General features: G+C 57.2%; 17 protein-coding genes. 5 read left to right on the forward strand and 12 right to left on the reverse strand.

Features of this window, described 5'->3' with window-relative positions:
• Window positions 1-180: 180 nt before the first annotated feature.
• Window positions 181-1,629 carry a cobyric acid synthase gene (locus tag AC13CY_RS15245; protein WP_054645377.1) on the forward strand — a complete coding sequence of 483 codons (1,449 nt, stop codon included), beginning with the start codon at window positions 181-183 and terminating at the stop codon, window positions 1,627-1,629.
• A gap of 6 nt (window positions 1,630-1,635) precedes the next feature.
• Here AC13CY_RS15245 and AC13CY_RS15250 read toward each other — a convergent pair whose 3' ends face one another.
• On the reverse strand, window positions 1,636-2,040 hold the full coding sequence (locus AC13CY_RS15250; protein ID WP_054641791.1) for a RidA family protein: 405 nt from the start codon (window positions 2,038-2,040) through the stop codon (window positions 1,636-1,638).
• 187 nt (window positions 2,041-2,227) lie between these two features.
• Here AC13CY_RS15250 and AC13CY_RS15255 point away from each other — a divergent pair, with 187 nt between their 5' ends.
• Complete coding sequence (locus tag AC13CY_RS15255) at window positions 2,228-2,788, forward strand: hypothetical protein (protein ID WP_044630412.1); 561 nt, start codon at window positions 2,228-2,230, stop codon at window positions 2,786-2,788.
• Between the two features lie 153 nt (window positions 2,789-2,941).
• Here the strand turns inward: AC13CY_RS15255 and AC13CY_RS15260 are convergent, their stop codons facing one another.
• From AC13CY_RS15260 to AC13CY_RS15270, 3 genes are all read right to left on the reverse strand, one after another.
• On the reverse strand, window positions 2,942-4,120 hold the full coding sequence (locus AC13CY_RS15260; protein ID WP_483052762.1) for a vWA domain-containing protein: 1,179 nt from the start codon (window positions 4,118-4,120) through the stop codon (window positions 2,942-2,944).
• Window positions 4,121-4,123: 3 nt separating this feature from the next.
• Window positions 4,124-4,978, reverse strand: a complete 855-nt coding sequence (locus AC13CY_RS15265; protein ID WP_287838091.1) for an AAA family ATPase — start codon at window positions 4,976-4,978, stop codon at window positions 4,124-4,126.
• A gap of 90 nt (window positions 4,979-5,068) precedes the next feature.
• Entirely contained in the window at window positions 5,069-7,042 is a 1,974-nt protein-coding gene (locus AC13CY_RS15270) for a sigma-54-dependent Fis family transcriptional regulator (protein WP_287837969.1), read from the reverse strand.
• A 288-nt stretch (window positions 7,043-7,330) separates the two neighbouring features.
• Between AC13CY_RS15270 and AC13CY_RS15275 the strand changes: the two genes are divergently transcribed.
• Window positions 7,331-9,145: an NAD(P)/FAD-dependent oxidoreductase gene (locus tag AC13CY_RS15275; protein ID WP_427721212.1), complete on the forward strand. Its 1,815-nt coding sequence runs from the start codon at window positions 7,331-7,333 to the stop codon at window positions 9,143-9,145.
• Window positions 9,146-9,176: 31 nt separating this feature from the next.
• The gene (locus AC13CY_RS15280; protein WP_483052763.1) at window positions 9,177-10,253 is read left to right on the forward strand and encodes a 2,3-butanediol dehydrogenase; all 1,077 of its coding nucleotides are present in this window, start codon (window positions 9,177-9,179) and stop codon (window positions 10,251-10,253) included.
• 74 nt (window positions 10,254-10,327) lie between these two features.
• Here the strand turns inward: AC13CY_RS15280 and AC13CY_RS15285 are convergent, their stop codons facing one another.
• Window positions 10,328-11,092, reverse strand: a complete 765-nt coding sequence (locus AC13CY_RS15285; protein ID WP_483052764.1) for an SDR family oxidoreductase — start codon at window positions 11,090-11,092, stop codon at window positions 10,328-10,330.
• 880 nt (window positions 11,093-11,972) lie between these two features.
• Here AC13CY_RS15285 and AC13CY_RS15290 point away from each other — a divergent pair.
• Complete coding sequence (locus AC13CY_RS15290; RefSeq protein ID WP_208596165.1) at window positions 11,973-12,584, forward strand: OmpW/AlkL family protein; 612 nt, start codon at window positions 11,973-11,975, stop codon at window positions 12,582-12,584.
• A gap of 66 nt (window positions 12,585-12,650) precedes the next feature.
• Here the strand turns inward: AC13CY_RS15290 and pepQ are convergent, their stop codons facing one another.
• From pepQ to AC13CY_RS15325, 7 genes are all read right to left on the reverse strand, one after another.
• Complete coding sequence (pepQ, locus tag AC13CY_RS15295; RefSeq protein ID WP_348665487.1) at window positions 12,651-13,949, reverse strand: Xaa-Pro dipeptidase; 1,299 nt, start codon at window positions 13,947-13,949, stop codon at window positions 12,651-12,653.
• 13 nt (window positions 13,950-13,962) lie between these two features.
• The gene (locus tag AC13CY_RS15300; protein WP_062359403.1) at window positions 13,963-14,874 is read right to left on the reverse strand and encodes a LysR family transcriptional regulator; all 912 of its coding nucleotides are present in this window, start codon (window positions 14,872-14,874) and stop codon (window positions 13,963-13,965) included.
• Between the two features lie 49 nt (window positions 14,875-14,923).
• Window positions 14,924-15,985: an ABC transporter ATP-binding protein gene (locus AC13CY_RS15305; RefSeq protein WP_044630421.1), complete on the reverse strand. Its 1,062-nt coding sequence runs from the start codon at window positions 15,983-15,985 to the stop codon at window positions 14,924-14,926.
• Window positions 15,982-16,998 (reverse strand): ABC transporter ATP-binding protein, encoded by a 1,017-nt coding sequence (locus AC13CY_RS15310; protein WP_054640996.1) that lies wholly within the window; start codon window positions 16,996-16,998, stop codon window positions 15,982-15,984. Before AC13CY_RS15310 ends, AC13CY_RS15305 begins: the two co-directional genes overlap by 4 nt.
• A gap of 7 nt (window positions 16,999-17,005) precedes the next feature.
• A complete protein-coding gene (locus AC13CY_RS15315) occupies window positions 17,006-17,950 on the reverse strand; it encodes an ABC transporter permease (RefSeq protein ID WP_058577811.1) in 945 nt (314 codons plus the stop codon).
• Entirely contained in the window at window positions 17,947-18,996 is a 1,050-nt protein-coding gene (locus AC13CY_RS15320; protein WP_058577810.1) for an ABC transporter permease, read from the reverse strand. Before AC13CY_RS15320 ends, AC13CY_RS15315 begins: the two co-directional genes overlap by 4 nt.
• A gap of 134 nt (window positions 18,997-19,130) precedes the next feature.
• Window positions 19,131-20,702, reverse strand: a complete 1,572-nt coding sequence (locus tag AC13CY_RS15325) for an ABC transporter substrate-binding protein (RefSeq protein ID WP_483052765.1) — start codon at window positions 20,700-20,702, stop codon at window positions 19,131-19,133.
• Window positions 20,703-20,725 lie beyond the last annotated feature (23 nt).

Here is a 20,725-nt window from a genome sequence, read left to right on the forward strand (position 1 = left end):
GAGCTTGTGTAAGACCTGAGGTGCCATCACCAAGGGCAACGGGCTGTGAAGCAGGAACCCGGAAGGCAACAACCGGGAATCCCCTTCCTTTCCGCCGCAGGCGGCAGCTTCCTAAGAAGCTGAGGAAGGGGAGGAGGTCAAGGACGGATATTCAGCAACTGCGTAGGTCGAGAAGACGCCATGACCACACTGATGATTCAAGGCACCACCTCGGATGCGGGCAAAAGCACCGTGGTGGCGGGGCTTTGCCGAGTTCTCAAGCGCCGGGGTCTCTCGGTGGCCCCGTTCAAACCACAAAACATGGCGCTAAACAGTGCGGTGACCAGCGATGGTGGCGAGATTGGCCGCTCCACCGCGCTACAGGCCCAAGCGGCCGGCGTCCTTCCCCATAGCGATATGAACCCGGTACTGCTAAAGCCAGAAACCGACCGGGGTGCCCAGGTGATTCTGCGTGGTAAGGTGTACGGCCATATGGACGCGCTGGACTACCACGCCTTCAAACGCACCGCCCAAGAGAGCGTGATGGCAGCGTGGCAAGCGTTAGAGCAGCGCTATGATGTGATTATTGCCGAAGGCGCAGGCAGCCCGGCGGAAATCAACCTGCGCAAAGGGGATATTGCCAATATGGGCTTTGCCGAAGCCGCGGACTGCCCGGTGCTGCTGGTGGGCGATATTGACCGCGGCGGCGTGTTTGCTCAATTGGTTGGCACGCTGGCGCTACTGAGTGACAGCGAACAGGCCCGCACCAAAGGCTTTATTATCAACCGTTTTCGGGGCGATATTGCGCTGCTCGAACCAGGGCTAGAGTGGTTGGAAGCGCGCACCCAAAAGCCGGTGCTGGGCACGCTGCCGTATCTACAAGGGCTGCTGCTGGATGCCGAAGATAGCATCGGCACCGTGCAGGCGGAGAAAGAGAGCCAAACGCTCAAGGTTATCGTTCCTGCACTGCCGCGCATCAGTAACCATACCGATTTCGATCCGCTTCGCCTGCATCCGCAGGTATCGCTTAGCTTTATCGGCCCCGATCAGCCCATTCCCTGCGCTGATGTGATCGTACTTCCCGGCAGTAAAAGCACCGCTAGCGACTTAGCCTGGTTAAAGCGCCAAGGTTGGGACGCCGCGATGACTCGCCACCTGCGCTATGGCGGCAAAGTGCTGGGCATTTGCGGCGGCTTTCAAATGCTGGGGGAGTGGGTGGATGACCCCGACGGGCTAGAGGGCACGCCCGGGAAAGTCGCCGGGTTGGGTCTGTTACCGCTGACGACACGCATGGTGGCGGGCAAGCAGCTTCGCAACGTGAGCGGCATGTTGGTGGGGGAAGAAGCAAAGGTAAAGGGATACGAGATCCATAACGGCGTTAGCAAAGGCTCCGCTCTGGACAATCCGCTATTCGATCTCGGTACCCACTTGGATGGGGCCATCAGCGAGGACGGCCAAGTGATGGGCACTTACCTACACGGCCTGTTTGATCATCCAGACGCCTGCCAAGCGCTACTCACGAAGCTTGGCCTAGCCAAGGCAGGCAGCGTAGATTACAACGCCCACCGCGAACAAGCCTTGGAGCGCTTGGCCGATACGCTAGAAGCACATCTGGATATTGACGCGATCCTGGCGTTAGTCAAATCTTAACGGAGGCTATTCCGCTGCAGTGTCTTTCGATGGACGTTTCGCCATCAAGGTAATTTCTACCGAACTGCCACCGCAAATGTGGGGTGATTCAGTACAAGTGCGCGCTGGGTAGCGCCCTGGCTCAAAAAATTCGGCGTAGATGCTGTCTAGCGCATTGATCTGTTTTAGGTCAGTGAGGTGAACATCCACGCGAACCACATCCGCCAGACTGCCACCTTCTTGCTCTAGCATGCGCGCGAGTTCGCGCATCACTAGGCGGGTCTCCTCTTTAACATCGCCTCGCGCCGCTTCCCCGTTGGAAAGATCGGCCACCGTCAGGCCAGAAATAAACATATAGTGGTCGTCAACTACCATATGGCTACCCGGGAAACTGGGTTTTGGCAGGGTAGGGTCGTTGATGAACTGTGTCATGTGCTCTCCTTGGCAATAAAAAAATGCCTTGCCTTTACTGCGACTGCCTCAGGGCATTAGGGTTCAATGAATAACCAGACTGGTGTCATCACGCGCTTTGCTCTACGCTGGCGGGCTTTTATAGCTCGCCAGCGCTTGTTGTAAGGTAAAGAAGTGGCGGGGTGATTGAACGCAACGAGAGAGCGTTATGAAGGTAGTCCATGTAAGTCAGAGTGAGCCGCGTGATGCGTGTTTGGCCAAGCTATGTGCTGAGGTGTATGGCCAGCAGGCAGGCCTAACGCCGCTGGTAGTGTTTACCGGTACTAAAAATGTACTGTTTGCCCAAGAAGGCGCACGCCTTTTGGCGGGTGTAGACGGTGCTGGAAAGCCGCTGGCGCTAGCCCTGCTGGTGCTGGATGAAGCGGGCGAGGGCATGACCGTGACTCACGCCTGCGAGTTTGCAAAAGGTGCAAAAGCTCGTTTGTTGAGCGAGCTCAGTCTGAAGGCTCCGCTGCGCATCGATGCGCAGGATGAAAAAGAGAAAGCGTTCTATCAGAAGTGCGGCTTCAAACGCTGGTTCGCGGCGGATAATGGCCAGCATATTGGGCTGTCGGCGCGCCATCCTGCCAAGAGCCTTGAGGCGCTATCGCCCACGTTAGCACTGGATGAAGCACTGATTTTGCGTCGCTTTAAACACGATGCGGCTGCGTTTGCTCAGGCTAAAGAGGCATTTTTAACCGGGATCAATAACGTGCCTGCGACGCTTTAAGGCAACGCGGCGTTCCATTATTCGCGACTAGCTTGCACGCTGTTGTCATGTTCTCAATAGCGTGGCTAGGGCACGTGATCAGGGAGTAAAACGCTATCGTTTGTCGAAGGTTTGGAATATCCCACCCAAGCAACGGCGTTGGGTGGGCAAACGCTACTTCGCCAATTCGCGCATGGCGGTTTCCAGCCCTTCCAGCGTCATCGGATACATTCGGTCATCGATGAGTTCGCGGATCAACTGGGTGGAGTAGGTGTACTCCCACGCCCTGGGAGGCATCGGGTTTAGCCAAGCCAAACGGGGGAATTTCTCGGTCAAGCGTTTGAGCCACACGCCGCCGGCTTCATCATTGAAATGTTCGACGCTACCGCCAGGATGGGTGACCTCATAAGGCGACATGGCGGCGTCGCCGACGATGACCACCTGGTAGTCCGCGCCGTAGGTGTGCAGTACGTCCATGGTAGGGATACGCTCGTTGCCACGGCGCAGGTTGTTTTTCCAGACGCCTTCGTAGAGGCAGTTATGGAAGTAGTAGTGCTCCAGGTGCTTGAACTCGGAGCGTGCCGCAGAAAAGAGCTCTTCGCAGACGCGAATGTGGTCATCCATGGAGCCGCCCACGTCCAGAAACAGCAGCACCTTGACCGCATTGTGGCGTTCTGGGCGCATCTGGATATTGAGCAGCCCGGCATCGCGGGCGGTTTCGCGAATGGTACCGTCCACATCGAACTCGTCCCGAGCGCCCTGGCGGGCGAATTTGCGCAGCCGTCGCAGGGCCATTTTGATGTTGCGGGTGCCCAGTTCCAGCGAGTCGTCGTAATCGCGAAAGCGTCGCTCGTCCCACACTTTGGTGGCGCGGCGGTGGCGGGAACCATCTTGCCCAATGCGAATGCCTTCCGGGTTGTAGCCATAAGCCCCAAACGGGCTGGTGCCGCCGGTACCAATCCATTTATTGCCGCCTGCGTGGCGCTCTTTCTGCTCCTCCAAACGTTTTTTGAACGTCTTGATGAGCTCTTCGAGCCCGCCTAGCGATTCGATCTTGGCCTTCTCCTCGTCGGTGAGCTGTTTCTCGAATTCGCGGCGCAGCCACTCATCGGGAATCAGCGCTTCGATGGCGGCGTCCATGTCCTCAAGGCCCTTAAACCAGGCCGCAAAGGCGCGATCGAAGCGGTCAAAATGGCGCTCATCTTTGACCATCACCGTACGCGCCACCTGATAAAACGCCTCCATATCGGCAAACACCACGCCGCGCTCCACCACCGCGTGAAGGTCCAACAGCTCCCGCAGTGAAACGGGTACGCCTGCGCGTTTGAGGGTCTCGAACAAGCCGATGAACATGGCTTAGCGCCCGCTGTTTTTCTGGCGGCGCATCATGAACGCCAGGCGTTCAAGCAGGTGGGTATCCTGCTCGTTCTTGACCAGCGCACCGGCCATGGGCGGCAGCGCCTTGGCGGGGTCGCGATGGTAGAGCGCTTCTTGCGCCAGCTCATCGGCCATCAGCAGCTTGAGCCAGTCGACCAGCTCTGAGGTTGAGGGCTTTTTCTTCAGCCCTGGAGCGTTGCGCAGCTCAAAGAAAACCTCCAGTGCTTCGCTGACCAGTTTTGGGGCAATGTTTGGGAAGTGAACATCCACAATTGCCTGCATGGTCTCGCGGTCGGGGAATTCGATGTAGTGGAAAAAGCAGCGGCGCAGAAAGGCGTCCGGCAGCTCTTTCTCGTTGTTGGACGTGATGACGATGATGGGGCGCTTTTCGGCGCGAATGGTTTCACCGGTTTCGTAGACGTGAAACTCCATACGGTCCAGCTCTTGGAGCAGGTCGTTGGGGAATTCGATATCCGCCTTGTCGATTTCATCGATCAGCAGGACCACTCGCTCATCAGCGGTAAACGCTTCCCACAGTTTGCCGGGCTTGATGTAGTTAGCGACGTTCTCAACACCTTCCACACCTAGCTGTGAATCGCGCAGCCGGCTCACCGCATCGTACTCATACAGCCCTTGAGCGGCTTTGGTGCTGGATTTAATGTGCCAAGTGATCAGCTTGGTGCCGAGGGATTCTGCCAGCTCTTCTGCTAATAAGGTTTTGCCGGTGCCTGGCTCGCCTTTGATCAGCAGCGGGCGCTCAAGCACCACGGCAGCATTCACCGCCTGTTTAAGCGCATTGGTTGCGATATACGAAGAAGTGGAATCAAACGCCATAGTGGGCCTCGGCTTATTGGAAGCGTGGTGAATATTAGATTCAAACAAGTGTACGTGAGGCTGGCCGCCCAGGCCAAGCGCCGTCCGCTGTCAGGCCTTATTCGGCGGTACGATGCCTTGGCGCTGCATTTGCCGATACACCGTTGGCCGTGAAACCCCCAGCTCGCGTGCCACGGCGCTAATGTTCCATTGGTGTTGCTGCAGCCGTGTCACAAGGTGGCAATCAGTGGCCTCGCTTTCAGGCGCGGTTATCGCAGGTGTACGAGTAATGCGCTGGCTGAGGCACTGTTCGGGCAGGTCGTGTACGGTGATTTCGTCGCTCTCGGCGGTGACGAGTGCAAACGCCAGGGCGTTTTTAAGCTGACGAATATTGCCGGGCCAGGCGTAGGCAAGTAGGGCGCTGATGGCGTCGGCCCGCAGCCTAGGGGCGGAGCTTCCGCCGCGTTCGCTCACCACATCGCTGAATACTTGGCGAATCACGTAGAGCTTGTCGGCGCGTTCGCGCAGCGGTGGTAAGCGCAGTTGGGCACCGTTCAGGCGGTAGTAGAGGTCTTCACGAAACTCTCCCTGCGCAATCATGGTATCGATATGGCGGTGGGTAGCGGTGATCACCCGGATATCGACTTTTTCGGGTTTGTTTGCCCCTAGCGGCATCACTTCCCGCTCGGCCAGTACCCGCAGCAGGCGGGTTTGTAGCGCCAGTGGCATATCGCCGATCTCGTCTAAAAACAGCGTGCCGCCATGGGCCTGAGGGATCAGCCCGCGCATACCTTTTGCTCGCCCGCCGGTAAACGCGCCGGGTTCGTAGCCGAACAGCTCGCTTTCGATCAGCGCTTCGGGAATCGCCGCACAGTTCACCGCAATAAAGGGGCCTTTGGCGCGGTTGCCGCTATCGTGCAGAGCACGGGCGACTACTTCTTTGCCGGTACCGGTTTCACCACTGATCAGCACGTTGACACTGGCTTCGTTACGCAGCCGTTCGGCCAATTTCTGCACTTTACGTATAGCGGGGTCGTCGGCCCCCAGCCGTTCTAGCGCTGTTGGCAGCGAGGAGGCGGGCTTTCCGAGTGGTGCGATGCGCGGCCTGCGCGGCTCCAGCAGGCTAATAAAGTAGATGGCGTTGCTGGCGCGGGCGCGAAACGCCCTGAGCTGGTCGTTGGTCGCGCTGTTGATACTCAGCACATCGGCAATTTCGCACTCAAACAGTTCGCTGAGCATCGGTGCGTGTTGAGCAGACCACGGCGGCCAGCGCTGTTGGTGCGTACTGATCAGTTCGCGGCCGACGGCATTGGCGGCAATCACTTGGCCGTTCTCTTCTATCGCGATCAGCCCACGCCCATTGACGTGGACAAACTCCCGCGAGGTATCCAGGCGCACCATCAAGCAGTCGCGGTAGCGCTGCAGAAAGTAGGCGTCTTCGATCATGCGGGCGTAGAGCGTCACCAGCGAGAGGCTGAAGTTCTGACTCTCATGCTGAGTGGGCGACTGCAGCGCAGAGATATCCAGCACGGCCATCACGTTGCCTTGCGGGTCGGCGATAGGGGCAGCCGTGCAGGTCAGCGAAATATGCGTGGCGTCGAAGTGCTCCTGGCGGTGGCAAATGATCGCTTGGCGGTCGTGCAGGCAGGTGCCTACGGCGCAGGTACCCGCGAAGCGCTCGTCCCAGTCAGCTCCTAAATAGAGGCCCGCTTTGCGTAGCTGCTGGTCTTGATTGGGATTGCCGCGAAACTCCACGGTAATGCCGCGATGATCGGTGAGGAGCAGCACGTAGCCGAGCTGGGCGATTTGCCCGTAGAGCTGCTCGACCCCGGCCCGGGCGACGTGCAGCAGCTCATCGACGGATTCTCGGTGCTCGATCAAGGTTTGCTGGGGCACCACCCGGGCAGGGCGTGGCTGCGTGGGGTCGAGTTGGTACTCGTTGAGGCAGCGCAGCCAAGAGCGGCGGATGGTGGCCTGTGCCGGAAGCTGCGGCGCATCCAGCCCTTCACCTAGCTGGAAGATGTGCTCGATATGCTGGCGCTGCACGGAGGCCAAGCGTGTCGGTGGTAGTGATGGCGTTGGCATGGCGAATCCACACACGATTATTGTTGTACTTCCAGACTATGCGCTTTGTAGAGGGTGTCAACGAGGGTGTATTACGCCGTTAGTCGTGCGTTACACCTGTAACGTTAGCCGTACACACGACGTGACAGGTGTACGCGGTTTGCGCTGTTTTATGGCGCTGTGTGGATGTTTGATTGCTGATATTTTTCAGTTGCTTATTGCCTATTTAGCGCATTTGGCACGGCAGGTGCTTAGGGTTGAGTGTCTTATCGACAGTTCAACAATAACAACGACCTTGGAGTACCCGCGATGACTCACACAGAGGTAAGTACCCCATCAAGCGCTACCAGCACCGTCAACGCATGGCTACATGAGTTTGATGAAGCGCTCCAGGCGCGCGATATCCAACGCGTGCTGATGCTATTCAACGACGAGTGCTACTGGCGCGATTTTCTGGCGTTTACCTGGAATCTAAAAACCTGCGAAGGCCAGAAGGAAATCCAGGCCATGCTTGATGCCACGCTGGCCAATACTCAGCCCACCCAGTGGCAGCTTGACGGTGAGGCCAGCGAAAACGGCGATACCGTCGAGGCGTGGTTCACCTTCAAAACGGCCATTGCCAGCGGAAAAGGCTACCTACGTTTGATAAACGGCAAGTGCTGGACACTGCTGACCACCATGCAGGCGCTGGACGATTTTCCCGAACCGCGCAACCACCATCGCCCTAAAGGGGCCGAGCATGGTGCCAACAAACAGCGTGAAACCTGGCTGGAAGCCCGCGAGCGGGAAGAAGCGGAGCTTGGTTACACGCGCCAGCCTTACTGCGTGATCATTGGCGGTGGCCAGGGCGGTATTGGCCTGGGGGCGCGGCTAAAGCAAATGGGCGTGCCCACCATCATCATCGAGCGCAACGAGCGTGCAGGGGATTCCTGGCGCAAGCGCTATAAATCCCTCTGCCTGCACGACCCGGTATGGTACGACCACCTGCCCTACATTCCTTTCCCGGAGAACTGGCCGGTGTTTGCCCCGAAAGACAAAGTGGGCGATTGGCTGGAAATGTACACAAAGGTGATGGAGCTCAATTATTGGAGTTCCACGACCTGCGACAATGCACGCTTCGATGAAGCCGCAGGCGAGTGGATCGTGAACGTGAAGCGCAACGGTGAAGAGATTACGCTACGCCCTAAACAGCTGGTGATGGCTACCGGGATGTCCGGTATGCCTAACGTACCCAAGTTTGCAGGCTCGGAAAGCTTCGAAGGCGAGCAGCAGCACTCCAGCCAGCACCCAGGGCCGGATGCTTACGCGGGTAAAAAGTGCGTGATCGTGGGCTCGAATAACTCGGCTCACGATATTGCCGCAGCGCTCTGGGAGCACGATGCCGATGTCACCATGCTCCAGCGCTCCTCGACCCATATCGTTAAGTCGGATTCATTGATGGAAGAAGTGCTGGGGCCGCTCTACTCGGAAGAGGCGGTAGCTGGCGGGTTGACCCACGAAAAAGCCGACCTGCTGTTTGCCTCCATTCCTTACAAAGTGCTGCCTGACTTCCAACGCCCGGCGTTTGAGGCGATTAAACAGCGCGACGCTGAGTTTTACCAAAAACTCGAAGACGCGGGCTTTATGCTCGATTTCGGTGACGATGAGTCTGGCCTGTTTTTGAAATACCTGCGCCGTGGCTCGGGTTACTACATCGATGTGGGGGCCTGCGATCTGGTCGCCAATGGCGATATTAAGCTGCGCAGCGGTGTGGGTATCGAGCGGATCAATCCGCGCTCGATCACGCTCACCGACGGCAGCGAATTGGACGCTGACCTGATCGTCTACGCCACCGGCTATGGCTCCATGAACGGCTGGGCGGCTCGACTGATTTCTCAAGAGGTAGCGGACAAGGTGGGCAAATGTTGGGGTTTGGGCTCCGACACCACCAAAGACCCCGGCCCGTGGGAAGGCGAGCTGCGCAATATGTGGAAGCCCACCCAACAAGAGGCGCTGTGGTTCCACGGTGGCAACCTGCACCAGTCCCGGCACTACTCGCACTATTTGGCGCTGCAGTTGAAGGCGCGTATGGAAGGACTAGATACCCCCGTCTATGGGCTGCAGCCGGTTCACCATGTGTCTTAAAAGCTATGTGTCTTAACAGGAAGGGCAACCTATGAGCCAGTCAACGGATCAATCACAGATGCAGGCCGCGGTGTGGTATGCCGCTAAAGATCTGCGCGTTGAGCACGTGCCGGTGCCAACCATTAACGACCCTCACTCGGTGAAGGTGAAAGTCGCCGCCTGCGGTATTTGCGGCAGCGATTTACACGAGTATGCCGCCGGGCCGATTTTTATTCCGGTAGGCAAACCGCACCCCATTAGCGGCGAACAGGCTCCGATCATCATGGGCCATGAGTTTGCGGGTGAAGTGGTGGAGGTTGGTGAGAAAGTGACGCGGGTGAAAGTAGGCGACCGTGTGGCCATTGAGCCGATACTTTCACCTAACAAGGATGGCGCTTACCAGATGGAGCGCTACAACCTGACGCCGCTGCTCGGCTTTCACGGCCTCTCCGGCGGTGGCGGCGGATTTTCGGAGTTCACCGTGATGGGTGAGCATATGGTGCACAAACTGCCGGATGACCTCAGCTACGAGCAGGGGGCGCTGGTCGAGCCTGCGGCGGTCGCGCTGCATTCAGTACGCCAGAGCAGCCTCAAAGCCGGGGATAGTGCCGTGGTGTTTGGTGCGGGGCCGATTGGTTTAATGACCATCGAAGCGCTTAAAGCTGCCGGGGCTGCACAGATTTATGCGGTGGAAGTCGCGCCGTCCCGTAAGGCCAAAGCCGAAGCGCTGGGAGCCATGGTCGTCGACCCACAACAAGAAGACGCGGTGGAGAAACTGCACGCCTTGAGCGGCGGTGGGGTGGACGTGGCCTTCGAAGTCACCGGCATTCCCGCCGTGCTCAACCAAGCGCTGCACAGCACCCACGAAGGGGGCGAAGTGGTGGTGGTGAGTATTTGGGAGGGTGACGCCAGCTTCCAGCCCAATGACCTGGTCATCAAGGAGCGCACCATGAAAGGCATCATTGCCTATCGCCATGTGTACCCAGCGGTGATGGCGTTGATGCAGCGGGGCTACTTCCGCGCCGAGGATATGGTCACTCAACGCATTCCGCTGGCGGATATCGTGGAGGAGGGCTTTGAGGCGTTGCTGAGCGACAAGGCGCAGGTGAAAATTATCGTCACGCCATAGCGGTACGTTTTGGAAAGGCGAAAGGCCATCCGCGGATGGCCTTTTTTAATGGGATTTTTTGATGGGCGGTGCCGCTACTCGGCATAAATCATTTTGCGCGTCATCCCGCCGTCGGCGACAAAGTTCTGTCCGGTGATAAAGCCGGATTCTTTGGAGAGAAGAAAGCGGGTGAGCGCGGCAATATCTTCGGGAGTGCCCACGCGCCCCGCCGGGTGCTGTTCGCGGTCGATATCACGGTGCTCCACCGGCTGCTGGCGGCTGGGTTTTTGCCAGTCGCCGACCTCGATCCAGCCAGGGCTAACGGCGTTGACGCGAATATCCGGGCCTAGGCTGACCGCTAGCGCGTGGGTCAACGCGACAATGCCACCTTTGCTAGCGGCGTAGGCTTCGGTATCCGGCTCGGATTGGATGGCGCGTGACGAGGCCATCAGCACCATACTGCCGCCGTGCGGGCGTAGATAAGCAGCCCCATGTTTGGCGCACAAAAAGGCGCCGGTGAGGTTAGTGTTTAAGTAGGCCTGCCATGTCTCTAGCGAGAGCTGCTCCACCGGGCCATGGAAGGGGTCGGCAAGGCCCGCGTTATGCACGATGCCGTTGAGCTGGCCAAAGTGGCCGACGGTTTTTTCGAGGCTGGCTGCCACTTGGGCTTCATCGCTGACATCCGCCATTAGTGTTAGCAGGTTCTCACGGTGGGGCAGTCGTTCAGCGGCCGCACTTAGGGCTTCTTTATCAATATCCGTAATGGCAACGCGATAGCCGTCGGTGAGCAGGGTGTGGGCGATACCGAGACCAATTCCTTGGGCACCGCCAGTGATATAGATGATGTGGGGCTTAGTCATACGCACTTTTCCATGGTGAGTTAAACGTGTCTTGGCACGGTAGCCGTTTTAAATGTGAAATATCGATACAGCTAACGACAGCAGCTGAATAAATGCATACATTGACATTAACTGCTAATTGAACAGGACCCAACGCTAGGGCAGCATATCCTGGAACAGTTGACAAACTTCAGCTACGTGGTACGCCTGTTCTCCTCGGTTCCGGCTGCGTGCAAGGAGATTAACAAAGAGCCCCGATATTTTAATTGTCGATGCCATGATGGGTGTTGAGCACATGGTGTGCAGCCTCGATGCGTCAGATCAAGATCGGGATCGTTTACTGGTATTGGCGGATGAGGCGCTTTACCGCGCCAAACGCAGGGCCGCAACCAGGTGTGCCAGTAGCGCTATCCGTCGACGGCGCTGGCATGATTCGTTATGGAGCAACGCAGCAACAATTGCGCACTGCTGGTGCGCTTTTGCCGTCTGGCAAGCGATGCGCGTCTTTCGAATACGGTTTATTTTTTATAACTCTATGTATTTAAGTAGAAATATATTTATTGGCATGCGGCTCGCTACATAAACGGTAAGCAGCAAATGAACAGAGTCATTTAGGTCGCTTGCATGACGACACTCGATGCTCTCCCTTCTTTGCGACGTTGCTAAGGCGATGCCTGGCAACCCACCGAGTGAGCTGGCGTGCTCCACCTGGGTCCCCTTCGGGGGACTTTTTTTATGCCTGCTTTTCGGGGCCGTTGGTTAATAAAAGCTATCAGAGTCAGAAAACCTATAATAAAATTTCACAGGAAATTTGGAAACACTGTTCGTATACTATATATTGTATAGGTTAGCTGGTGTCGACCAGCACCAATCCCAAGCAAGATGCAAGAGGATGACCCTGATGAGCAAAATGAAATTGATCACCGCCGCTATCGTTTCAGCCAGCGCTTTCATGGCGAGCCAAGCCGCTATGGCTTATGAAGCTGGCGATGTCTTTGTTCGCGGCGGTGTTGCCCAAACGGACACGGGCTCAGGTAATGGCAACGTTGGTGGCGCAGACCTCAACGTACAAAGCGCACGCGGTTTCACTTACGGTGCGGGATACCTATTCAGCGACAAATTCGGCGTTGAACTCAACAGCTCGGAAAAATTCGAGCACGATCTGAACACCAAGCCCGGCGGTAGCGCAGGTAGCGTCGATCGCCTGCCGGTCAACCTGCTGGTCAACTACTACCCGATGGGTGGTTTAGACTCTAAAGTACAGCCCTACGTTGGTGTTGGCTTAAACTACACCCGCTTCTCTAGCGAGCCGACAGGTTTGAGCATCGATGAGAGCTATGGCGCCATTGGCCAAGCGGGTGTGGACTTGGCAGTGACTGACAACGTTATGCTGAATGGCTACGTTAGTTATGCTGACGTGAGTGCTGACATTAATAACGCGGCTGGCGCCACCATTGGCGAAGTCGATATGGAGCCTGTGACCATCGGCGGTGGTATTACTTACCGCTTCTAATCCAGGTTTGTAAGACACACGCCCGGCCCACTGATGTGGGCCGGGCGTTTTTGCATTGGTAGATTATTACTGCGTTAAATTATCTGAGCCGCTATCCGTCACCAGAATATTATCTTCAATGCGAATACCGCCGCAGACAGCCAACTGATCAACCAGTGTCCAGTTGACAGGATGAGACTGGTTTCGCAGCGGCGCGAGCAGCATGGGAATAAAATAGAGCCCTGGTTCAATGGTCACTACCATGCCGGGTTGCAGGGGGCGGGTGAGGCGAAGGGCAGGGTGAGCGTTAGGTGCCGGTGATGGCGTGCCGTCTGGCTGTCTCAACCCGGCCACATCATGTACCTGAATACCCAGCGAGTGCCCCAGCCCGTGGGGGCAAAAGGCTCTCGTAATACCTGCTTCCACGGCGCTTTCGGCGCTGCCGTTATATAGCCCGTGTGCGACCAAGATATCAGCCAAGCCTTGGTGCATTTTTTCATGCAGCGCAACGAAATCAACGCCAGGGGCGATGTGTGCAATCAGCTCATCTTTGAGGCTGTGCATGGCGGTAATTAAAGCGCCAAACTCGCTGGGGGCATCTGGGCCTGTATAGGTGCGGGTAATATCGGCGCAGTAACCCCGAAAGCGTCTGCCCGCATCTACCAGCAGGCTATAACGCTGCTTGGGGGCTGACAGGTCATAGTGCTGATAGTGTAAGACCCCGGCATGCTCATTTAGCCCAATAATATTTTGATAGGGCACTTCAGACTCGCGTTGTCGGCTGGCTGCCAGATAGGCTAACTGCACATCCAGCTCGGCGGCAGCGCCTATAAAAGCGGCGTTAGCCGCCTGATGACCTGCTACCGCCAGCCGGTTAGCTTCACGCAGGCAGGCAATTTCATAAGCAGATTTCGTCATCCGCAGCTCATCTAGCTCGCGAACTAACGCTTCAGGTTGCAACGTGGCCACGTTAGCGAGCTGCGCGGTGCTTTCAAGCTCCGTTACATCGCCAATGACGGTGGCGCGGCCTGATAGCGGTGGCGTGATTTTGTCGCTACATAGGTGCACATCAAACTCAGCGACCCACGGCTCTTCAGGTAGCTGTGTCGGCAAGTGCCAAAAATCTGCGGGCGCATAGAGGTAGAGCTGGGGGCGTTGATCGGGTTGAATCACCAGCCAGCTATGCTGAACGTCTGCCATACCGACCCAGTGTATAAAGTGGCCGTAGGCCTGAAAGGTCGTGGTGTGATCATCGGCGAAATGGTAGCGGGCGTGGCCGCTGTAAATCGCCAGGCTATCCAGCTGATGGTTAGCCAAGCATTGCTGGTAAGCACGCTGTAGCGACGCGATATGCTCGCGCTGCTGTTGGTAGAGGGTTGCTGACATATAAGACATCCTTTCAAGATCGGGGCGGGGTAAGCTCGCTCCACAGGCTATCGAGATCGGCGTGGTGCTGGCTTTGGTGACGATAAAGCCGCAGCTCCATCGGCACGTCCCAGCGGCTATCGCCAGCCCTGACCAGCGTGCCGTTGGCGAGTTCCGCCGCCACATTGCGTTCCGGTAGCCAGCTCATGCCATAGCCCAGCAGCACCAGCTCTTTAATGCCCGCCGCGTAGAGATTTTCACTTTGCGCTGTTAAGTACGTGCTTTGGGGCAGTCGCGCCAAATGCGCTTTGACCGCCGAGCCTAGCAGCCCCCGTTTGGGGTACGCCAACCATGGCGCTGGCTGCTGGCGAGAGCCGGGCAGCAGGGCGCACGCGGTGCCATCGCTTTTCAGCCCGGTCACGGGAATCAACCGCTCATGTCCAATGACTCGGTAAGTACAGGCGCTGGTATCAATATCTAGATCACAGCGGCCAATCGGCCAGTAGCAAATCGCCAGATCACACTCCGCCCGGGCAAGCGCCTGGAAGTAGTCGCTGGCTACCCAGCCCGTCGCACGTAGGTAGGGTTGAATACGCTCCTGCCTGCCAGTACTGGCAAGCCACTCAGGCAGAAAGTGCGCCAGCAGGCTTTGCGGTGCTGCCACCATAATGCGCCGCTGCTGCCCGGCACTGATCTCACGAACGCGATCACGCGTTAAGCGAACCCGGTCGGTGACCTGTTCGCATAGCGTTAAAAACTCTTCCCCCGCAGGCGTTAACGACAGCGGTAGCGTTTGCCGGTTGATCAGCGTGACGCCCATCTCCTCTTCCAGCAGCTTAATGCGCCGGGAAAAGGTGGGCTGTGTGACGTGCTGTTCGTCGGCAGCGCGAGAGAAGTGTCGCGTTCTGGCCAAAGCAATAAAGTCTTCTAGCCAGCGAATTTCCATGCCCTACCTCGCAAAGCGGCCAAGCGTATAACGGTTGAATGGGCCGCGCTCATAGGCGGCCTTCTTCAACAGCGTGGCACGCAACGTGGGTACCATCATCCTGGGTTCTTAGTGCAGGAATTTCCTGTTTACAGCGGACGTTGGCATGGGGGCAGCGGCCATGAAAGACACAGCCGCTAGGCAGATTGACCGGCGTAGGCACTTCACCGGAGAGGCGAATGTGCTGGGGGCGGTCATCTTCCAAGCGAGGAATAGCGGATAGCAGCGCCTGAGTATAAGGGTGCCGAGGCTTAGCAAACAGCGTAGCGGTGGTCGCAATCTCGCATACCGTGCCCAAGTACATAACGGCCACCCGCGTCCCAAAATGCTCTACCACCGCCAGGTCGTGGGTGATGAACAGATAGGTCAGGTTACGGTCCCGTTGGGCATCCATCAGCAGGTTGAGCACCTGAGCCTGAATGGATACGTCCAGTGCTGAAATGGGCTCGTCGGCCACGATAAATTCGGGGTCGACGGCGAGTGCGCGAGCAATCGCAATCCGCTGGCGCTGTCCGCCGGAGAACTCGTGTCCAAAGCGCTTGCCCCAGTCTGGGTCGATACCCACCGAATGCATCACCTCCTCGACTTTATCGAGGATCTGCTGGCGCTTCCAGTCGGGATGGTGAAGCCGCAGTGGCTCTTCCAGCGTCTGCTGAATGGTCATGCGTGGGTTCAGCGACGCGTAAGGGTTCTGGAAGATCATCTGCATGCGCTTGCGGTAGGGCAGGAGCTGCTTCGAGCTGAGATCGTCGATGCGCTGGCTGTCGTAGCGAATTTCACCCTCTGAGGGAGAAATCAGCCCCATGACCGTGCGCGCCACGGTGGACTTACCGCAGCCAGATTCACCCACCACGCAGAGCGCTTCACCGCGTTTGATGTCCAGGTTCACGCCGTTAATGGCGTGGATAAACTCCTGATGGCGAACCAGCTTGCCGCCTTTGAAACGTAGCTGTTCCAGAAAATCACCGGAGAGTGAGAAACGCTTTTTAAGACCGCGAATTTGCAGTAGCGAGTCGTTGCTCGCTTCGTTTTGGGTCGGCATGGTCGCGATCGTTTCCGCCTGGGCGTTCATAGGGTCTCCTCCTTCAAGCGGCGGTCTTCAAGCATTTCCGCCACCATGTGGCAGGCAACGCGGCAGTTACCGGATTCAACAAAGTCGGGGACTTGTTGGGTGCACGCAGGCCGAGGTTGGCCGTCGGCACGGTTGATAAAGTCGCAGCGGGGGTGAAACGCACAGCCGCTGGGCAAGTTAGAGAGCGACGGCATGCTGCCACGAATCTGGTTGAGTTTTTCGCCCGGTGTTGCCATCTGCGGCAGTGCGTTGATCAAACCTTGAGTGTAAGGGTGCTGCGGGTCGTTGATGATTTCCCGTGAGGGACCTTGCTCAATTACTCGGCCTGCGTACATGACCAGCATGCGCTGCGTTACCTGGCTCACCACACCCAGGTCGTGGGTAATCAAAATCAAGCCCACGTTGTGCTGCTCACACAGCTCCAACAGCAGCGCCATGATTTCGGCCTGGATGGTGACGTCTAACGCCGTGGTTGGCTCGTCGGCAATGATGATATCCGGGTCGAGCAGCAGGGCGATGGCGATAATAATACGCTGGCGCATCCCGCCGGAAAGCTCGTGGGGGTACTGGTCTAAGCGCTTTTCCGGAGAGGGGATCTGCACTTGGCGCAGCTTATCCAGGGCGATGGCGCGCGCTTCTTTGGTCGAAATACGCCGATGCGCCTTTAAGCACTCCACCATCTGCTCGCCGATGGAGAGTACTGGGTTCAGGGTCATCATCGGATCTTGAAAGATCATTGAAATGCGGTTGCCGCGCACTTTGCGCAGGCCGCGCTCCGACATGCTGTTGAGTTCTTTCCCTTCAAATTTAATGCTACCCCCGGCAATAAAGCCGGGCTTGGCGATCAAATTCAGCAGTGAGAAAGCGGCGACGGATTTACCCGCGCCAGATTCGCCGACGATACCCAGGCGCTCGCCGCGCTCCAGGGTGAAATTAACGTCGCGCAGGGCGCGCACTTCGCCCTGACGAAGGGCAAAGCGGACATCGAGATGAGAAACTTCAAGAAGTGCCATGGTGTCCTCAGCCTTTGTAGAGTCGTGGGTTCATGACATCGCGCAGCCAGTCGCCCAGAAGATTGATTGACAGCACCAGCACTACCAGCACCGCACCGGGGATCAACGTGATCCACCAAGAGCCTGATTGAATATAATCAAAGCCTGCTTTGATCAGCGAACCCAGCGAGGGGTGCGTTTCCGGCATACCCAGCCCTAAAAACGACAGCGCCGCTTCGGAGATAATCGCGTTAGCAATTTGCACCGTGGAGATAACGAAGATCGGTGAAAGCGTGTTCGGCAGCACATGGCGGAACATGATGCGTCGGCTACGCAGGCCCATTACGCGGGCGGCGTCCACGTACTCTTTGTTTTTCTCGGCCAGCACTGACGCGCGCACGGTACGAGCATACTGGGGCCATTCAGCAAGGCCGATAATCAATATCAGCATCAAAACGGCGTATTGGCTGTAGAACGCGCTGCCCATAGTGGCCTTCACCACCGCACCGACCACAATCGCCACCATCAAGGTGGAGAACGAGAGCTGGATATCCGCTAGGCGCATCAGGAAAGCGTCGACACGGCCGCCCAGGTAGCCTGCCATTAGGCCGAAAGTCACCCCCAGTAGGGCTTGCAGCGCCACCGCGCCAAAGCCAATCAGCAGCGATACCCGCGTGCCGTACAGAATGATCGACAGCAGATCACGCCCCTGGGCGTCGGTGCCGAGCGTATACATCTCGTCGGCGCCATCAATCCAGAAAGGCGGCAGCTCGGAGGCGAGAATGTCGATTTGAGCCAGGTCATAAGGGTCGGTCGGCGCTAATAGCGGTGCCGAAAATGCCGCAATGACTAAGCAGATAAAGACCGCCAAACACAGTTGCGCCGTACGGTCACGTTTGAAGCTGTACCACAAAAAGGAGTCGCGCAGGCGCTCCCAGCGGCTTGGTGCAGTGGAAGTTGTGGACGTTGTCATGCGGGCTTACCAGTCAGTTTTACAGTGGGGTTCACGAAGCCGTAGATCAGGTCCACGATGGTGTTCGTAACCACGAAAATGACGCCGACAATCATCAGGTAGGTCACAATGAGCGGAATGTCGGCATGGTTGATGGCGTCAAGGAACATCAGCCCCATGCCCGGCCATTGGAATACGGTTTCGGTCAAAATGGTGTAGGCCACCATGGTACCAATCTGTACGCCACCCACGGTAATCACCGGCAGCATGGTGTTTTTCAGCGCGTGAACGAAATAGACACGGCGCATGGAAATCCCTTTAGCGCGCGCATACTTCACGTATTCAGATTGCAGCACTTCCATCATTTCTGCGCGAATCAAACGAATAAACAGCGGCAGCATAATGGAGGCTAGCGATACGGCGGGTAGGACAAGGTGTTGCAAGCCATTCCAGGTAACTAGGTTGGTATCCCAGTGGCCGACGACATGCACCAAATCATAGCCACGACCAAACGACGGCATATTGCCCTCGGTCGAGAGCAGGCCGTTTAACCAAGCACCCCAGGCAGTGCCTTCGGGGAACAGCGAGACGGTAATACCAATCGAGAAAATTTGAATTAACACAATCGCGGTCAAGAAGACCGGGATCGAAATACCGATAATCGATGCCCCCATGAAGAACCGGGATATCGGCGAGCGCGGTTTGATAGCGCTATACACGCCAATGGGAACAGATAGCAGCACGATAATCAGGGTGGCAGCAAATACCAGCTCAAGGGTGGCGGGTAGGTGCCGGGCAATCACTTCCAGCGCTGGTTCGCGGTAGAAGTAGGAGTAGCCAAAATCACCCTGCACAGCGTTTTTAGCAAAACGCACGTACTGCACTAGGAAGGGGTCGTTGAGCCCCAGCCGTTCGCGAATGGCTTCGCGTTCACTTTCGGGGACCGACTGTCCGACCATCTGCTGTACAGGGTCACCCAGGTTATCCTGGATGGCGAAGGCCAATACACTGATGACAAACATCACCAATATTGCGTGCATCAGCCGCTTGATTAAAAAAGCAATCATGGCGTACGCCACCTATGTAGGTTAATCAGAGAAGCGCCGCGTGGCCGTCTGGCGGCCGCAAAGAAAACGCTTCGCTCTCCAGCAGGGCTGGAGAGCGAAGCATCCTTGCGCGGGTGTTCGGTTCTGCGTGGGGATTAGCGGTTAATCACCAAATCACCCAGGTAGGGGAAGTCCAGCGCGCTAACAACCGGCTCAACATCTACGCCTTCAGCTGCGGCATAGGCAAGGTTTTGCCAGTGCAGCATGACGAAACCAACGTCTTCATACAGCATGGCTTCTGCTTCACGCAGCATTTCGTTGCGTTTTTCAAGATCGGTTTCGCTGTCGGCTGCTGTCACCAGCGCGTCGATCTCTTCGTTGCAGTAGCTGCCGTAGTTGTACTGGCCAGCACCGCTCTCTTCATCAATACAGAAAGAGAGGTACTGGAAGAAGTTGGCGGTGTCTTCGGTGTCCGCGTGCCAGCCGATCATGGCGATGTCTGACTGGCGCGTGTCGTACTCAGGCCAGTACTGGGCCAGCGGCATGGTGCGCAGGTTAACGTTGATGTTGATACGCGCCAGCATGTTGGCAACCGCTTGGGCCAGCTGCGCATCGTTCACGTAACGGTTGTTCGGCGCGATCATATCAACGCTGAAGCCCTCTTCGTAGCCCGCTTCGGCCATCAGCGCTTGGGCGCGCTCAAGGTCGTAACGGGGAACGAGATCCGGATTGTGGCCAGAGTAACCTTCCGGAGAGAACTGGCCAGCCGGCGTGGCGAAGCCGCGCATTAAACGGTCGGCGATGCCTTCCTGGTTGATGGCTAAGTCAACGGCTTGACGAACGCGAGCATCTTGGAAGGCTTCCACGCGCTCTTCGTTGAGCTGGAAGCCGATGATGCGGGTGCCGGGCACTTCTACCAATTCCACACCGTCGGCGTTACGCACACGATCAAGGTCGTTAGGCGGAACGGCATCGATGAAGTCAACGCCGCCAGACAGCAGGGCCGCCACGCGTGAGGCATTTTCAGCAATCGGCGTTAACACGATTTCAGAAACGTTGCCTTCGCTTTCGGTATCCCAGTAGTCTTCAAAACGTTTGAAGTCAACGCGGACACCCTGGCGACGGTCAGTGACGATGAACGGGCCGGTACCTGATACGTGGCGTGAAGCGAAGGAGTTACCCGCTTTAATGATTTCGGCTTTGTCGTTACCGTCTTCGGTTTCGCCTGTGTAGAACTCGCTATCCATCGGGAAGATGTAGGTGGCGAGGTTCAACAGCAGCGGGTAGGGCTCAGACGTGGTGATTTCGACGGTGTAGTCGTCAACGGCTTCTGCACTGGCAACCGGGTCAAAAATGGCGCGGTAGTCCGGGCTCTCTTTCAGACGCTCGATGGTCCACACGACATCTTTTGCTGTGAAAGGGTTACCGGAATGGAAAGTAACGCCTTCGCGCAGGGTCATGCGCATGGTGGTGTCGTCTACCTGCTCCCACTCAGTGGCTAGGCGCGGCTCAAACTGAAAGTTTTTGGTCCAGCGAACCAGCGGGTCAAACGCGAGGTGCGAAAAACGCAGTACGCCGCCTGACAGCTGCTCATGCAAGTCCAGGGTTTCAGGGTCAGCGGAGTAGCCGATACGGAGGGTTTCGGCGTTTGCGGTCATCGGCAACATGGCTGTTGCTGCCACAGTAGCACCGATCACAGAGGCCAGTAGCGTCTTCTTGAGCGTCATAAATGTTCCCATGCATGTTGTTT

This window comes from Vreelandella sp. L-15, from assembly GCF_056857635.1.

What these genes read in the sequence shown, in the direction of transcription:
- AC13CY_RS15245 (WP_054645377.1), top strand. Translation starts at nt 181, where the DNA reads ATGACCACACTGATGATTCAAGGCACCACCTCGGATGCGGGCAAAAGC.
- AC13CY_RS15250 (WP_054641791.1), bottom strand. Translation starts at nt 2,040, where the DNA reads ATGACACAGTTCATCAACGACCCTACCCTGCCAAAACCCAGTTTCCCG.
- AC13CY_RS15255 (WP_044630412.1), top strand. Translation starts at nt 2,228, where the DNA reads ATGAAGGTAGTCCATGTAAGTCAGAGTGAGCCGCGTGATGCGTGTTTG.
- AC13CY_RS15260 (WP_483052762.1), bottom strand. Translation starts at nt 4,120, where the DNA reads ATGTTCATCGGCTTGTTCGAGACCCTCAAACGCGCAGGCGTACCCGTT.
- AC13CY_RS15265 (WP_287838091.1), bottom strand. Translation starts at nt 4,978, where the DNA reads ATGGCGTTTGATTCCACTTCTTCGTATATCGCAACCAATGCGCTTAAA.
- AC13CY_RS15270 (WP_287837969.1), bottom strand. Translation starts at nt 7,042, where the DNA reads ATGCCAACGCCATCACTACCACCGACACGCTTGGCCTCCGTGCAGCGC.
- AC13CY_RS15275 (WP_427721212.1), top strand. Translation starts at nt 7,331, where the DNA reads ATGACTCACACAGAGGTAAGTACCCCATCAAGCGCTACCAGCACCGTC.
- AC13CY_RS15280 (WP_483052763.1), top strand. Translation starts at nt 9,177, where the DNA reads ATGAGCCAGTCAACGGATCAATCACAGATGCAGGCCGCGGTGTGGTAT.
- AC13CY_RS15285 (WP_483052764.1), bottom strand. Translation starts at nt 11,092, where the DNA reads ATGACTAAGCCCCACATCATCTATATCACTGGCGGTGCCCAAGGAATT.
- AC13CY_RS15290 (WP_208596165.1), top strand. Translation starts at nt 11,973, where the DNA reads ATGAGCAAAATGAAATTGATCACCGCCGCTATCGTTTCAGCCAGCGCT.
- pepQ (WP_348665487.1), bottom strand. Translation starts at nt 13,949, where the DNA reads ATGTCAGCAACCCTCTACCAACAGCAGCGCGAGCATATCGCGTCGCTA.
- AC13CY_RS15300 (WP_062359403.1), bottom strand. Translation starts at nt 14,874, where the DNA reads ATGGAAATTCGCTGGCTAGAAGACTTTATTGCTTTGGCCAGAACGCGA.
- AC13CY_RS15305 (WP_044630421.1), bottom strand. Translation starts at nt 15,985, where the DNA reads ATGAACGCCCAGGCGGAAACGATCGCGACCATGCCGACCCAAAACGAA.
- AC13CY_RS15310 (WP_054640996.1), bottom strand. Translation starts at nt 16,998, where the DNA reads ATGGCACTTCTTGAAGTTTCTCATCTCGATGTCCGCTTTGCCCTTCGT.
- AC13CY_RS15315 (WP_058577811.1), bottom strand. Translation starts at nt 17,950, where the DNA reads ATGACAACGTCCACAACTTCCACTGCACCAAGCCGCTGGGAGCGCCTG.
- AC13CY_RS15320 (WP_058577810.1), bottom strand. Translation starts at nt 18,996, where the DNA reads ATGATTGCTTTTTTAATCAAGCGGCTGATGCACGCAATATTGGTGATG.
- AC13CY_RS15325 (WP_483052765.1), bottom strand. Translation starts at nt 20,702, where the DNA reads ATGACGCTCAAGAAGACGCTACTGGCCTCTGTGATCGGTGCTACTGTG.